A 15388-nucleotide genomic window follows, 5' to 3' on the forward strand; every position below is an offset into this window, starting at 1 on the left:
GCCCTTAAAGGTTTAAGCGATGGTACTAAAAAATATGCGAACGAGTCGCTCTCATATAAAGGAGAGTAAAAATGGAAAAAAAGAAGAGTGTAGTATTTTCTCAAGTAAAAGAAAAATTAAAATATGTTGACTGGAAACTAATCGTTCCTTACCTTGTTTTGTTAGGAACTGGTTTGTTAATGGTTTATAGTTCGAGTAGCTATTTTGCTATGACGCAGTTTAATAATTCGGAATATTTCCTAATACGACAGCTTATCTTTACTGTCACGAGCATTTTAGTAATTTTTATAGTCTCAATGGTCAATGTAAGAATTTGGAAGTCACGAACATTTCTGATTTATACAGGATTTTTAATATTTTTAATGCTTATCTTTCTGCTCGTTAGAGGGGTTGCTATAAATGGTGCGAGTGCTTGGATTAATTTAGGGTTTTTCTCCATCCAGCCGTCAGAATTATTAAAAGTCATTCTAATATTATATTTAGGTGTCTACTTATCAGAGAATCAAGAGAAATTTGCAAATATTCAAATTGTTAATGAAAAAAGTATATTTAAAAAAATTTATTATGTTGCTAAAAAACCACTTCTCATAATCGGATTATTTATACTGTTGGTTGGTCTTCAACCCGATATGGGTGGCGTCATTATTATTAGTGGTATCTGTCTAGTCATGATATTAGTGAGTGGATTGCCTCTGCGGTACAGCTTAGGAGCAATCGGGATTATAACTGGCATTTATTTAGTGTTCATTCTGTTTGTGAAGTGGCAAGGAACGCTTCCTTTTTTACCAGCTTACATGGTAGAGCGGTTTACGGCCTTTCTTGATCCTTTTGGTGATACAAAAGCTTCTTCTTTTCAACTCGTTAATTCTTTTTATGCTTTGGCTCGAGGAGGATTGTTTGGTGTTGGAATTGGGCATAGTGTTCAAAAAACAGGTTACCTGCCTGAATCCTATACAGACTTTATTATTCCTATTATGGCAGAGGAATTAGGTTTAATTCGTGTCATCATTATTTTAATGTTGTTTTTCTATATAATCTACCGTATTTTTAAAATTAGCTTAAAAGTAAAAGACTCCTTTGGACAATTAGTCACTATTGGAATTGGCACCATGTTTTTGATTCAAGGAACAATCAATGTCGGTGGTGCGATAGGCATCCTTCCCCTAACAGGTGTTACTTTTCCATTTGTAAGCTACGGAGGATCAAGTCTTTTAGTCTCAACAGTTGCACTAGCAATCGTGAACAATATTTATATAAATGATCAAATGAGGAAACGCAAATGAAGGGATTAGGATGGGACGCAAGTGCTTAAAAGAATTTTATTTTTTGTTGTACTACTATTAGTAGGCTTGTATTATGGGCCCATTATATACGAAGTTGAACGTGAGCAAGAATACATAACTAATATCGATAACCAAGAACCATTTTTATTTACAGAAAATGATACGGTTTACCCACTTCCAGCAAATGGTTACGAAAATTATGTGGGTACAAATATTGATAGTTATGTGGAACGACATGGAAGTCCAGATAAAGTGATTGTAGACAAGGAAAGCAATCGAAATTGGTGGAGCTATCACCTTCATTCAGACGAATTTCTTCAACTTGAAGTTGTAAATAAAATTATTCAGTCGATTTTTGTAATGGGAAACCAGGTACAAACAGGAACGATTCATGTGGGAATGACACGGGAAAACTTACATGAGGAAACGCAGTTAAGTGACACGTTCAAATTTAAGGTAAACAGTGAGGCATACCAATTAAATCTTACTAAAGCTCAAAAGCAACGATTTCCACTTGTCCAGTTTGATAATAATACATTTGCGATGATATTTTTCCATCCCCAGTTAGATAATGTTTATGCTATTCGTTATTTATCACCTCGTACGTTAGTTAGAATCAACTATTACGAAACAGAAGGTGGAGAATATTTACCGTTAACCTATGCTTCTAGCACAATAGAAGCACTTTTCCCCCTTTATAGTCTTGTTATGTTTCAAAATATAGAAAATGAAAACTTTGAATACGAACCACGCCTCAGACAGTTTGGAGAGCAGGTAATCGAAACCGAAGGGGAAAATAGGTTGACTTCTCATGGACTGTCGAGTGGCTCAATAGCGCATTATGCAGATGCTGGTAAAGAAGTTTTTTACACAACAGGAAATCAGATTTGGGATCCACCAACACGTTTTGGAACATTTTATAATGAAATAGCAAATCATGCTATTTTCCGAAAGACTAATAAAAAGACATTCGCAGTAAAAGCCGTTGATAATGACTTGCTATTTATTTTTGAATGAGAAGGTGGATTTTTGTGATTATTAACCAAGAACTATTCGATATAGAGGATCAATGTGAGGCTGTGTTGGAAAAGATTAGAACATCTAATTTGCAGATATCACTCCAGAAGGCAAAGCAAAAATTAGCAGAGTCCTTACCGGCTCAAAGGAAAATCACCATGTTTAACGAAGCAAAAGTCGCATTTGAACAAGTAGCGGATTATGGTACTTATGCTCCGGATTACCAACAACTTCGGAAAAAATTGTTTGAGACAAAACGACATATGGATTTAGACAAAGATATTTACGGCTACCGTTTGGCAGAACGAGATTTTCAAGTTCAATTAGACTTGGTAGCCAATCGGATAGCTACTGCTGTGTCGGAAAATATCATAGTTACAGCAGGGGATGCTTTCTCTTTATCAGCTACAGGCTTGTCAGAAGCATGTGAAATTCATTTAGAAAAGAGGAAAGAAATTGAGTTTTGAAGTAACGAAAAGACAAGGCGTGATTATTTGGGTTTACACATTGCGACAATTAAAAAATTTAAGGAGGTTCGGATATATTCATTATGTATCTAACCGACTAAAATATGTTGTGATGTATGTGAACCAAGATGTTATTGAGGAAAAAATGAAACAATTGAGTAACTTACATTATGTACGTAAAGTAGAGCCGTCATACCGTCCTGAAATTGATATGACCTTTAAAAATAGTCTGAAACAACTCGAAGAAGAAAATAAAGAACAAGTAGAGGAAAGCTAAGGGAGGTTTCAAAATGCGCGTTATTTCTGGAGAATATAAAGGAAGAAAATTAAAATCTACTGCTGGGGATAATACGCGTCCGACAGCAGATAAAGTAAAAGAATCGATTTTTAATATGATTGGTCCCTATTTCGATGATGGTGAATGTTTAGATTTATTTGCTGGTAGTGGTGGATTAGGAATTGAAGCCGTTTCACGCGGCATGAGTCATGCCATTTTATCAGAAAAAAATCGTCATGCCGTTCAAACAATTAAAGAGAACGTTACAATGACCAAAGAACCAGAACGTTTTACGATTTTAATGGGTGATTCTCGTAAAAATATGCTGAAACTAGCAAATAAAGAGCCGAAAATCATTTTTAAATTAGTTTTTATTGACCCTCCTTATCAAGCAGAAAAAACAGCAGCGGATATTCAATTACTAATAGAAAATGGTTTAATTGACGATGAAACGGTATTAGTTTGTGAAATGGATAGTAAAAAAAGTTTACCAGAAGAAATTGCTTATTATTATAAGCGTAAACGAGTAGAATATGGTGCTATTGCGGTCGAAATATTTGAAGCGAAGTAGAAAGGTGACTATGCATATGAGTAAAAAAATTGCTTTATTTCCGGGAAGCTTTGATCCTTTGACGAATGGACATGTGGATACAATTGTTAGAGGACAAAATATTTTTGATGAAATAGTTGTTGCGGTGTCAACTAACATTTCAAAAAAATCACTATTTACAGGAGAAGAACGGCTAGAATTAGCAAAAGAAGTTTTAAAAGATAGAGATAAAGTTCGAGTTATCGAACATACTGGTGGGCTGACTGTTGACATGGCTAGAGATTTAGGAGCTACAGGTATTCTACGCGGAGTACGTAATATAAAAGATTTTGAGTATGAAGAGAGTATTGCTATGATGAACCGTACCCAATATCCTGAGCTAGAAACCGTATTATTAGTGGCGTCCGCAAACTATCGGTTTTTAAGCTCAAGTTTAATTAAAGAAGTAGCTATGTTTGGTGGTGATATATCACAATTGGTGCCCCTAGCCGTAAATAAAGCAGTCCTAGATAAATACAAAAACAAGCAATAAGCAAAGTGTGCCAATAAAATGGCCACTTTTTTTGTTAAAAAAACGTTTTTTTGATTATTCTACGTATCTATATATAGGAGGGACCCTATGAGTAGAGAAAAACGAATACCAACCCAACTATTAGTTGGGGTAGGAATCATTCAACTAATAGCTATCTGTATATTATTGATTCTGGTCTTAAGCAGGGAAAGTAAAAAAGATGAAAATCTAACAGATGAATTTTGGTTGGAATCTTCTATTGTAGCAATAGAAGATTCTGTTGTTGAGTCAACAAGCGTAGCTACTGTAGGATGGGTTGTTGATGTGAAGGGAGCAGTTGCTAATCCAGGTATATATGACGTTGAATCCGACATGCGTGTTCAACATGCCATCGATCTCGCAGGAGGATTTTTGAGCGAAGCAGAAACAAGTCAACTTAACTTATCTCAAAAAATTACAGATCAGATGATGATTTATGTCCCTCTTAAAGGTGAATTAGTAGCAGAGTCAAGCAATATGACAGTTAATCCACTTGAAGAACCAAGTGTTAAGAGGGTTAATATTAATAAAGCAACTGAAGTTGAGCTACAAGCATTACCTGGTATAGGAGAAAAGAAGGCAGCCCAGATTGTCGCTTTTAGAAATGAAAACGGATCTTATACTTTTATAGAAGATTTAATGAATGTAAATGGAATAGGTCAAAAAACATTTGATGGATTAAAAGATTTAATCACTATATCAGACTAATCTATGGTAGTTAAATTAGAAAAAATAGCTGGCATCGTTTCTTCTTTCGTGTATGATAATAAAAAAGGAGTGACGAAGAGATGCAAAAAAGAATACCTTGGGATCAATATTTCATGGCACAAGCAGTTCTATTGTCATTAAGAAGTACATGTACACGGCTAGAAGTGGGTGCTACCATCGTTAGAGATAAGCGAATTATCGCAGGTGGCTATAATGGTTCTGTATCTGGCGACGTTCATTGCATTGATGAAGGCTGTTATATGGTTAATGGTCACTGTTTAAGAACCATCCACGCCGAAATGAACGCAATCCTCCAATGTGCAAAATTTGGTATTCCTACTGAAAATGCCGAAATTTACGTAACGCATTTTCCTTGTCTCCAGTGCCTAAAAATGATTCTTCAAGCAGGCATAAAAAAGGTATACTATTTGAAAGATTATAATAATCATGAATACACATTGGCTTTGCTAGAAAGAATGGAAATACCTTATGAGCAAGTTGCATTAGATCCAGAATATTTTAAGACCTTAACTGAACTGCCTGCGATTTTATCGGAGGAAAAAAATGAAAGTAACTATACAGATTCTTCAGAGAAATAAAGGTTATTATCTACTAGCTAGTCTAACGGCTACCGCTCTCATCTTACTCATTTTGCTTCCTAAAAATGCGTTTAGCTGGGGGTTTTTTTTATTCATGTGTGTGCGGGTGATCCAAATGAAATCCCCACCATTTACTTTTTTAGCAATTATAATTATTCTATTCACCTTAGGGGTGACATTGTTACACACACTAACAAATCATTCCAAGCTAACAACAAATTCACATATAGAAGAGATTTATTTGAACCCGGTATCTTATCACGTTAATGGCGATTATCTATCGGGAGAAGGTGAAGTAAAGGGAGAGAAAGTTAGTTTCTATCATCGTATTGAAACAGTTGAGGAACAAGTCTATTGGCAAAATTTACTTGAACCCGTCTCGATTACAGCTCAATTAAATTTGGATAAACCAGAAAAAGCTCGAAATCGTTATCAGTTTGACTACCAAAAATACTTATCCGAGAAAAGAATTTTTTGGACGGTAGAAATAAAAAAAATTACTAAAATAAATAAAGTTATTTCTATAAACGCCTATTTATCAAAAATCAAGCTAACAATTATTCATTTTTTCCATTCTAAATTACAAAACGGTAAAACACATGATTACATAATGGCCATGATTTTTAATCAAGCTGACTACGTAGACGCCAACAATATGGAGTTTTATCGTCAAATCGGTGTTATTCATTTATTTTCAATTTCTGGAATGCATGTTCACTTGCTTATCCAAGCTTTTCAATATCTGTTGCTTCGTCTGGGAGTGACACGCGAACGGACAAAGCCCATATTACTAATCACAATTCTTTTGTATGGGTTTATAAGTGGTGGAAGTGTAGGCATATTTCGAGCAGTTCTGACGCATAGCCTATTATTAATTGCTGATATTTGTGAGGTAGATTTGGAAGTTAAGGATGTTTTTGCTTTTGTATTGCTTCTCTCTTTGTGGTTGAATCCCTATATCGTATTTAGCCTTGCTTTCCAGCTGAGCTACACCTTATCAGGTTTGCTTTATATGCTTTCGGCACGTTTGGAACTATTAAAAATTTCGGTTTTTAGAAAAAGTGTTTTTTTGTCTTTTATTATGACGTGTACAGCGGGTATTTATTTAAGCTACCATTATTTTGAAATTGCCTGGTTAGGGGTGTGGGTTAATGTTTTATTTTCATTTTTATTTACAACGGTCTTATTTCCCATATTTTGGGGTCTTTGTCTTCTGATACTTTTGCCATATTTCCAACTTATAAGTGCTCCAATTTTCTTATTAACAGACAAGTTACTCTTAGTAACCGAAAACTTATCACAGTATTTAGCTAACAAAAATGGACTGATAGCCATTACGGGTCGTCCAATTTTTATCTTTTATATCTTATTATTAATCATTGTAATTCGTTTTTTAGTTGCTATTGAAGAAGAAAAACATATTCGAAGAATGACTCTTCTAACAATTTTTGCTTACGTCTGTTTTAGTTCTCTTCCTTACCTTAATCCAAATGGTCGTGTGATTATTTTAGATGTTGGTCAAGGAGATGCGATTTTAATTAAGACCCCCTTTCAAAAACAAACTATTCTAATTGATACTGGGGGTTATGTATCTTTCGATCAAGAAAAAGAGCCATGGCAAATACGGAATACTATGGACCACAATGGCAAAGAACTTGTGTCAGCAATAAAAGCAGAGGGAGTAAAAAGACTAGATGCAGTCTTTTTGACCCATGCTGATACTGATCATATGGGGAATATAGGTTATTTGATTAATAAATTTTCTGTTGAAACGGTTTATGTTCCAAGTGGGATGGAAGAGGATACAGGTTTTATGACTGTTTATCGTAATTTACAGGAGAAACCGGCTCTGATTGCTTTAGTTGCCCCCCAAGTTGTTTCTCTAGCTGATTTACATTTTAAGGTCTTATCTCCGCACACAAAAGGGCGTGCAGATAACAATTCGTCGTTAGTCTTGTTAACTAAAATAGCTGGCTTGAACTGGTTATTTACAGGAGATTTAGAAGAGTCAGGTGAGTTGAACTTAATTAATCGCTATTCGCAATTAAGAATTGATGTATTAAAAGTAGGACATCACGGAAGCAATTCTTCCAGCTCTGAGGAATTTTTAAATCACATCAACCCTAGAGTAGCCTTAATATCAGTAGGCCCTAATAACAGATATGGACATCCTCATGGTGACGTAATAGAGCGCTTAAGTAAAAAAAATATGAAAATTTATCGAACTGACAAACAAGGTGCCTTGCATTTTATTTATTCCAGTCGGAAAAAAATAATGCAAACTATGCTACAATAAATAAAAGATTAAAATGATTGTGATGTGAAACTATGAGTTATATGAATGAACTAACAAAAATAAAAAAGGGTGAATTTAGTCCTGTTTACTTATTTCTAGGGACAGAGTCCTTTTTTATTGAAGAAGCAAGAGCCGCCTTGCTTGGGAGCGCCATGCCGATTGAAGACCAAGAATTAAATGTCGGAATATATAATATGGAGGAAGTTCCTTTAGCCAATGCACTTGAAGACGCAGAATCAATGCCTTTTTTCGGCGACCGTCGTTTAGTTATGATCGATAATCCTTATTTTTTAACAGGTGAAAAAGCAAAAAGTCACTTGGAACATGATACAAGTTGGCTTGAAAACTATTTACAACAACCGTCTGAAACGACAATTTTAGCAATTTTTGCTCCCTATGAAAAGATTGATAACCGTAAAAAAGTATCAAAGTTACTCAAAAATAAAGCTACAATGGTTGATGTTAAACCGCTGGAGCCAAGCGCTAGTCGGAATTATTTAAGTCAACTAATTCGTAATGCAGGGTATCAAATGGAACGCCAAAGTGTGCAATTCTTTTTCGAACGAATCGATGATAACTTATCTCAAGGTGTACGTGAGTTAGAAAAATTATTTTTATCCGCGCGTGATGATAAAATTATTACCAAACAAATGGTAATTGATTTAGTTCCACGCAATTTGGAACAAAACATTTTTGATATTGTTAATTTGGTTTTGAAAAAACAAGCTGATCAAGCGATTCAAATCTATCGTGACCTCTTATTACAAAAAGAGGAACCATTAAAAATTAATGCGATTCTCCTGAGCCAGTTTCGCCTCTTGCTACAAGTGAGGATACTAGCTAAAAAAGGCTATCAGCAACCTGATATGGCGAAACTTTTGCGTATTCACCCATACCGTGTAAAGTTAGCAAATCAACAAATTCGCACACTCGATGAGAAAGTACTAATGGAAGCTCATTTGGGGTTGGTTGAAATTGAAACTAAGATGAAGACAGGCGATGGTTTGAAAGAAATTCAATTTGAATTGTTCATGTTGAAATACGCTCAAGCTTGAGAAATAAAAAAAGCAACCTTTATAGGCTGCTTTTTTAATGTGCATTATTTATTAAGTTTTTTAGCTAGACGTGATTTATCACGAGCTGCTTTGTTTGCGTGGATAAGTCCTTTAGAAGCGACTGAATCAATCGCTTTTTGAGCATCTAACAATAGAGCTTCGCTGTTTTCTGCACCTTCAGCTACTGCTGCTTCGTACTTTTTAATTTTAGTACGCATCGCGCTCTTTTGATTGTTATTCAATAGGTTTGCTTTTTCACTCGTGCGAACACGTTTGATTGCTGAGTCAATATTTGGCATTGGGTTCACCCCTCTTTCAGTATTTCTGTTTAGTCAGACATTTGTTGCCAACACGCCATATTATACAGAATTTTTAAACTTATTGCAATAAAGAATGAGAATCCTTTGAAAAAGTTTTGGAAGAGGCAGGATTCTTGGCGAATGTACGTTCAAGTGATAGAATAGAGAGAACATAAAAGTGTAGGCAAATATGAGGAGAATGCAAAAAAATGATAGACCAATTTAAATTAGAATCACATTATCAGCCTAGTGGCGATCAACCAACCGCGATTAAACAATTGGTTAATGGACTAAATGAAGACAAAGAAGCACAAATTCTTCTAGGTGCAACTGGAACTGGTAAAACGTTCACCATTGCAAATGTTATCCAAGAGGTTAACAAACCGACACTTGTATTAGCGCATAATAAAACATTAGCGGGACAGTTATATAGTGAATTAAAAGAATTTTTTCCTAACAATGCAGTCGAATATTTTGTGAGTTACTATGATTATTATCAACCAGAAGCTTACGTCCCTTCAAGTGATACCTTTATTGAAAAGGAAGCGAGTGTTAACGACGAAATTGATAAACTCAGACATTCAGCAACCAGTTCATTAATTGAACGACGGGATGTTATTGTCGTTTCGTCAGTCTCTTGTATTTATGGATTAGTCAATCCTGAAAACTATCGTGAACATGTCTTATCAATTCGAAAAGGTATGATTATGGAACGCAATGACTTACTGAGACAATTAGTTGATATGCAATTTGAAAGAAACGATATCGATTTCCAGCGTGGGCGATTCCGTGTTCGAGGCGACGTTGTTGAAATTTTCTTGGCTTCTCGAGACAGTGAAGCCATCCGCGTGGAATTTTTTGGAGATGAAATTGAACGCATTCGTGAAATTGATGTTTTGACGGGTGAGATTAAAAATGATGTCGATCATTTTCCCATATTCCCTGCAACTCACTTTGTTGCTAACGAAAGTCAAACACTAAAGGCAGTCAGCTCGATTCGTTCCGAGTTAAAAGAACGTTTACCAGAACTACGTTCTGAAAATAAATTATTAGAAGCACAAAGACTCGAACAACGGACAAATTATGATTTAGAGATGCTGATGGAAATGGGCTATTGTAACGGCATTGAAAACTACTCTAGACACATGGATGGCCGTAAACCAGGTGAATCCCCTTATACGTTAATTGACTTCTTTCCAGAGGATTTTTTGATTGTAGTAGATGAGTCACATATGACTATGCCGCAAATTCGTGGTATGTATAACGGTGACCGTGCGCGTAAGCAACAATTAATTGATTACGGGTTCCGTCTTCCTTCAGCTTTGGATAACCGTCCACTCAAAATTGAAGAATTTGAAGAACACGTAAACCAAATTATTTATATCTCAGCAACACCTGGTCCTTACGAATATGAAAAAACAGATGAAGTTGCTCAGCAAATCATTCGACCAACGGGATTACTCGATCCAATCATCGAAGTTAGACCGATAAAAGGTCAAATTGATGATTTGATTAGTGAAATTAATGCCCGTACAGAAAAGAATGAACGTGTCTTTATTACGACCTTAACGAAAAAGATGTCTGAGGATTTAACTGACTATTTAAAAGAAGTAGGGATTAAAGTTAAATACCTCCATAGTGATATTAAAACACTGGAACGAACTGAAATATTACGCGATTTACGTTTAGGTGAGTTTGATGTCTTAATTGGTATTAACTTGTTACGTGAAGGCTTAGATGTTCCGGAAGTGTCACTTGTTGCGATTTTGGATGCCGATAAGGAAGGTTTTTTACGTAGTGAGCGTGCTTTAATTCAAACGATTGGACGTTCCGCTCGTAACGAACATGGCCGAGTAATCATGTATGCAGAAAGAATTACTGACTCAATGCAAAAGGCTATCGATGAAACCAGCCGCCGTCGTTCGATTCAGCAAGCTTATAACGAAAAACATGGTATTACTCCAAAAACAATTATTAAAGAAGTTCGCGGCTTGATATCAATTACGCACCCCGCAGACGATGTGGTTGAAACAGGCAGTACTTATGAGATGTTCAAACAGATGACGATGGAACAAAGAAGAGTGTTACTCGATGAAATTGATCTAGAAATGCGACAAGCTGCTAAAGAATTAAACTTTGAAAAAGCTGCTGAGTTACGCGATATTGTTTTGGAACTAAAAGCAGAATATAAAGGATTATAATTTCTCTTGCTTTTTATTATTGAGTGAGGTAATATTAATTTTGTCTAAATGACACAACCTTTTTCTTGGTTTTACGAATCACCAACGTATTACTCAGAATAAGGCAATCTAATAGAAGAGGTGAAAAGAATGGCAATTTCAAAAGAACGTAAAAATGAAATTATCAAAGCATATGCTATTCATGAAGGAGATACTGGTTCTCCAGAAGTGCAAATTGCTGTATTAACTGAAGAAATCAATCACTTGAACGAACATGCACGTGTACATAAAAAAGACCACCATTCATACCGTGGTTTGATGAAAAAAGTTGGACACCGTCGTAACTTGTTAGCATACTTGCGTAACAAAGACGTTCCACGTTACCGTGAACTAATCCAACGATTAGGTCTACGTCGTTAATATAACGTTTAAAATGAACTCTCGTCTGGGAGTTCATTTTTTTGTATATATAAAGCGGAATAATTAACAGAACAAAAGAAAAGAATCTGATGTTTTAGTGTTAAAGAACTATATTTTAAGCTATAATAAATAATGTCTCCCTGTGCTTGGCACTACTTTACAAACGTGAGGTCACTCATTCGTGAAGACTTGACTTTTGTTAAGTAGTCAGCAATTAGGGAAGAACAATTAAAGGAGAATAGTGGAATGACAGAAAAAAAAGTATTTCAAATGGATTGGGCAGGACGTCCTTTACAAGTAGAAATCGGGCAAGTAGCTAAACAAGCAAACGGTGCTGTTTTAGTTCGTTATGGCGATACCGTTGTATTGACTGCTGCAGTTGGATCAAAAAAAGCAAAAGATACCAATTTCTTCCCATTAACAGTTAACTATGAAGAGAAAATGTATGCAGTTGGTAAAATACCCGGTGGATTTATTAAAAGAGAAGGTCGTCCAAGTGAAAATGCGACGCTAACAGCACGTATGATAGACCGTCCGATTCGCCCAATGTTTCAAGAAGGATTTCGTAATGAAGTTCAAATTACAAACGTTATTATGTCAGTAGATCAAGCATGTCCACCAGAAATGGCAGCAATGTTTGGTTCCTCTTTAGCTTTATCAATTTCAGATATTCCTTTTGGAGGACCGATTGCAGGGGTAAATGTGGGCCGTGTTGATGGAGAATTGGTGCTAAATCCAACTCCCGAACAGCAAGAACAATCTGATATTGAATTAACGGTTGCTGGTACAAAAGATGCTATCAATATGGTAGAAAGTAGTGCCAAATTTGTTAAAGAAGAAGATATGCTTGCAGCCTTACTCTTTGGTCATGAAAATATCAAAGAACTCTGTGAATTCCAAGAAAAAATTACTGCAGAAATTGGTAAGGAAAAGATGGAAGTGACCTTATTAGCAACAGATTTAGACTTGGCGACAGAAGCAAATGAACTGTTTAGTGTTAAAATGAAAAATGCTATTTTAACAAAAGATAAATTACAACGAAATGACAATATTGATGCGGTTAAGTCAGAAATTGACGATTACTTTACGAAAAAATTCATGGAATCAGAAAATTTTGTAGAGATTATGAAAGATATCCAACAAATTACAGAAGATATCGAAAAAGAACAAGTTCGCCTTTTGATAACTAAAGATAAAATCCGCCCTGATTTCCGTAAAGTAGACGAAATCCGTGATTTAGATTCAGAAGTAGGCATTTTACCACGGGTTCATGGTTCTGGTATGTTTACGCGTGGACAGACTCAGGCTATTTCAGCTGCTACCCTAGCACCACTTGGTGAGCATCAAATTTTAGATGGTTTAGGACTTGAAGAGAGCAAACGGTTTATTCACCACTACAATTTTCCACAATATTCAGTAGGAAGCACCGGGCGTGCTTTTGGACCTGGTCGACGTGAAATCGGGCATGGTGCGTTAGGCGAACGTGCACTTAAACAAATTATTCCCGATGTTGAAGATTTTCCATATATGATCCGTTTAGTATCAGATGTATTAGAATCTAATGGTTCTTCTTCACAAGCAAGTATCTGTGCGGGCACTTTAGCTTTGATGGATGCAGGTGTTCCAATTAAAGCACCAGTTGCTGGTATCGCAATGGGACTAGTGAAAGATGGCGAAAATTACACCATCCTAACGGATATTCAAGGAATGGAAGATCACCTTGGCGATATGGACTTTAAAGTAGCGGGTACAAGAGAAGGAATTACTGCACTTCAAATGGATATAAAGATTGATGGAATTACGGAGCAAATTTTAGAAGAAGCACTGAATCAAGGTAAAAAAGCACGTGTTGAAATTCTCGATCACTTGGAAACAGTGATGCCTGCACCGCGCAAAGAACTTTCTCAATACGCACCAAAAATTGAAATGATGCAAATTAAACCTGACAAGATAAAAGTTGTCATTGGTAAAGGTGGCGACACCATTAATGGTATTATTGAAGAGACAGGTGTTAAGATTGATATCGATCAAGATGGGAATGTAAGCATTGCTTCTGCCGATGCAAGTATGATTCAACGTGCTAAAGAAATCATTGATGAATTAACACGTGAAGTAAAAGTAGGCGAAGTGTATCTTGGAACAGTAAAACGTATTGAAAAATTTGGAGCCTTTGTTGAGATTCTTAAAGGAAAAGACGGACTCGTCCATATATCTGAAATCGCTAAGGAAAGAATCAAGCAAGTTGAAGACGTACTAGCAATTGGAGATAAAATAGAAGTGAAAGTTATTGAAATTGACAGACAAGGTCGCATAAATTTATCACGTAAAGTTTTACTTGAAGATAAAGAATAAAGTCCATTAGAAGCACTGGAAACCAGTGCTTCTTTTGTTATTTTTAATTATAAGGCAAGAAAATAGCAGGAAATAGTTTGCTTTACTTATTTGGCTATCGGATATGACTAGTTTATTAACCTAAGAAATTAGAACCTCAAAAGCTCTTTGCCTAAACTTGCAAAGAGCTTTTTTGAAACATAAAATTAAAATTTTCTCATAATTATGTTAGTATGAAATCATCAGGATAGCAAAATAAAAACTCAAGAAGTGAGGCAGCTGAGAATGAAAAAATATAGTGTAGCTATTGTAGGTGCAACTGGTGCAGTTGGTAAACAAATATTATACTTACTAGAAAAATCAACCATTCAAATTGATCAATTACGTTTACTAGCTTCCGCAAAATCAGCAGGTAAAACAGAAAAGTTCAAAAATAAAGAAATAGTGGTTGAGGAAACAACAGAAGATTCTTTTAAGGATATTGACCTAGCCTTTTTCAGTGCAAGTGGAACAGTTACCAAAAAATACCAGCAAGTAGCAAGAGATTTGGGAGCCATTGTTATTGACAATACAAGCGCCTTTAGAATGGATGCAGATGTCCCTTTGGTCATTCCAGAAGTAAATCCCGAACAGTTACATGCGCATAATCAGCTAATAGCAAATCCTAACTGTTCGACGATTCAAATGGTGGTTACACTAAAACCAATTGCAGAAGCATTTGGTTTGCAACGGGTGATTGTATCCACCTATCAAGCGGTGAGTGGAGCTGGATTGGATGCCTTAAAAGAAATGGAAACACAAACGCAAGCGGTTCTCAACGGAAAAAAACCTCAGGCACATATCCTGCCATCAAGCTCAGATAAAAAGCACTATCCAATCGCTTTTAATGCTATCCCACAAATTGATTTATTTTCTGAAGATGGTTATACACTAGAAGAATGGAAAATGATTAACGAGACTAAAAAAATCATGAAAATTGAAGCATTACAAGTCGCCGCGACTTGTGTCAGAATACCAGTTAAAAGTGGTCATTCTGAGTCAATTTATCTGGAAGTGAATAAAGATAATGTTACGGTGAACGACATCAAAAAAGTTTTAGAAAATGCTCCTGGAGTCCTATTAGAAGATAAACCGTCAAATCAGATTTATCCAATGGCAATCACAGCAGCAGGAAAAAAAGAAGTATTTGTTGGTAGAATTAGACGTGATCTTGATAACAAAAAAGGGTTCCACCTTTGGGTTGTTTCTGACAATTTAATCAAAGGTGCTGCTTTGAATGCGGTGCAAATTGCGGAGAAAATGATTGATATGTCCTTGCTCTAAAGTTTTTTATATTTGCTTATTGTTACAAATTGA

15 protein-coding genes are annotated in these 15388 nt (G+C 35.7%); 14 read left to right on the forward strand and 1 reads right to left on the reverse strand.

What is annotated here, in order from left to right; all coding sequences use genetic code 11:
• Window positions 1-71: 71 nt before the first annotated feature.
• The 10 genes from BW727_RS02570 (at window position 72) to holA (ending at window position 8802) form a co-directional block, all read left to right on the forward strand.
• A complete protein-coding gene (locus BW727_RS02570) occupies window positions 72-1283 on the forward strand; it encodes an FtsW/RodA/SpoVE family cell cycle protein (protein WP_062467677.1) in 1212 nt (403 codons plus the stop codon).
• Window positions 1284-1304: 21 nt separating this feature from the next.
• A complete protein-coding gene (locus tag BW727_RS02575; protein ID WP_062467678.1) occupies window positions 1305-2300 on the forward strand; it encodes a CAP-associated domain-containing protein in 996 nt (331 codons plus the stop codon).
• Window positions 2301-2314: 14 nt separating this feature from the next.
• Window positions 2315-2767 (forward strand): YlbF/YmcA family competence regulator, encoded by a 453-nt coding sequence (locus BW727_RS02580; protein WP_062467679.1) that lies wholly within the window; start codon window positions 2315-2317, stop codon window positions 2765-2767.
• Window positions 2757-3044 (forward strand): YlbG family protein, encoded by a 288-nt coding sequence (locus BW727_RS02585; protein WP_062467680.1) that lies wholly within the window; start codon window positions 2757-2759, stop codon window positions 3042-3044. The genes BW727_RS02580 and BW727_RS02585 overlap by 11 nt, the downstream gene beginning before the upstream one ends.
• Window positions 3045-3057: 13 nt before the next feature.
• Window positions 3058-3615: a 16S rRNA (guanine(966)-N(2))-methyltransferase RsmD gene (gene rsmD / locus BW727_RS02590; protein WP_062467681.1), complete on the forward strand. Its 558-nt coding sequence runs from the start codon at window positions 3058-3060 to the stop codon at window positions 3613-3615.
• 16 nt (window positions 3616-3631) lie between these two features.
• Entirely contained in the window at window positions 3632-4126 is a 495-nt protein-coding gene (gene coaD, locus BW727_RS02595; protein WP_062467682.1) for a pantetheine-phosphate adenylyltransferase, read from the forward strand.
• A gap of 87 nt (window positions 4127-4213) precedes the next feature.
• Window positions 4214-4852 carry a helix-hairpin-helix domain-containing protein gene (locus BW727_RS02600; RefSeq protein WP_062467683.1) on the forward strand — a complete coding sequence of 213 codons (639 nt, stop codon included), beginning with the start codon at window positions 4214-4216 and terminating at the stop codon, window positions 4850-4852.
• An 80-nt stretch (window positions 4853-4932) separates the two neighbouring features.
• The gene (locus BW727_RS02605; RefSeq protein WP_062467684.1) at window positions 4933-5451 is read left to right on the forward strand and encodes a ComE operon protein 2; all 519 of its coding nucleotides are present in this window, start codon (window positions 4933-4935) and stop codon (window positions 5449-5451) included.
• Window positions 5417-7747, forward strand: a complete 2331-nt coding sequence (locus BW727_RS02610) for a DNA internalization-related competence protein ComEC/Rec2 (RefSeq protein WP_062467685.1) — start codon at window positions 5417-5419, stop codon at window positions 7745-7747. The genes BW727_RS02605 and BW727_RS02610 overlap by 35 nt, the downstream gene beginning before the upstream one ends.
• 32 nt (window positions 7748-7779) lie before the next feature.
• A complete protein-coding gene (holA, locus tag BW727_RS02615) occupies window positions 7780-8802 on the forward strand; it encodes a DNA polymerase III subunit delta (protein WP_062467686.1) in 1023 nt (340 codons plus the stop codon).
• Between the two features lie 44 nt (window positions 8803-8846).
• On the opposite strand, the gene rpsT is transcribed toward holA, so the two are convergent.
• Window positions 8847-9101: a 30S ribosomal protein S20 gene (gene rpsT, locus BW727_RS02620; protein WP_062467687.1), complete on the reverse strand. Its 255-nt coding sequence runs from the start codon at window positions 9099-9101 to the stop codon at window positions 8847-8849.
• A gap of 209 nt (window positions 9102-9310) precedes the next feature.
• Between rpsT and uvrB the strand changes: the two genes are divergently transcribed.
• The 4 genes from uvrB to BW727_RS02640 all read left to right on the forward strand — a co-directional run bounded on the left by uvrB (window position 9311) and on the right by BW727_RS02640 (window position 15355).
• Window positions 9311-11302 (forward strand): excinuclease ABC subunit UvrB, encoded by a 1992-nt coding sequence (gene uvrB, locus BW727_RS02625; protein WP_062467688.1) that lies wholly within the window; start codon window positions 9311-9313, stop codon window positions 11300-11302.
• Window positions 11303-11431: 129 nt separating this feature from the next.
• Window positions 11432-11701 (forward strand): 30S ribosomal protein S15, encoded by a 270-nt coding sequence (gene rpsO / locus BW727_RS02630; RefSeq protein WP_062467689.1) that lies wholly within the window; start codon window positions 11432-11434, stop codon window positions 11699-11701.
• A gap of 246 nt (window positions 11702-11947) precedes the next feature.
• Window positions 11948-14053 (forward strand): polyribonucleotide nucleotidyltransferase, encoded by a 2106-nt coding sequence (pnp, locus tag BW727_RS02635; RefSeq protein WP_062467690.1) that lies wholly within the window; start codon window positions 11948-11950, stop codon window positions 14051-14053.
• 264 nt (window positions 14054-14317) lie between these two features.
• A complete protein-coding gene (locus BW727_RS02640) occupies window positions 14318-15355 on the forward strand; it encodes an aspartate-semialdehyde dehydrogenase (RefSeq protein ID WP_062467691.1) in 1038 nt (345 codons plus the stop codon).
• Window positions 15356-15388: the final 33 nt, after the last annotated feature.

This window comes from Jeotgalibaca dankookensis, assembly GCF_002005405.1.
Taxonomy (GTDB): Bacteria; Bacillota; Bacilli; order Lactobacillales; family Aerococcaceae; genus Jeotgalibaca; species Jeotgalibaca dankookensis.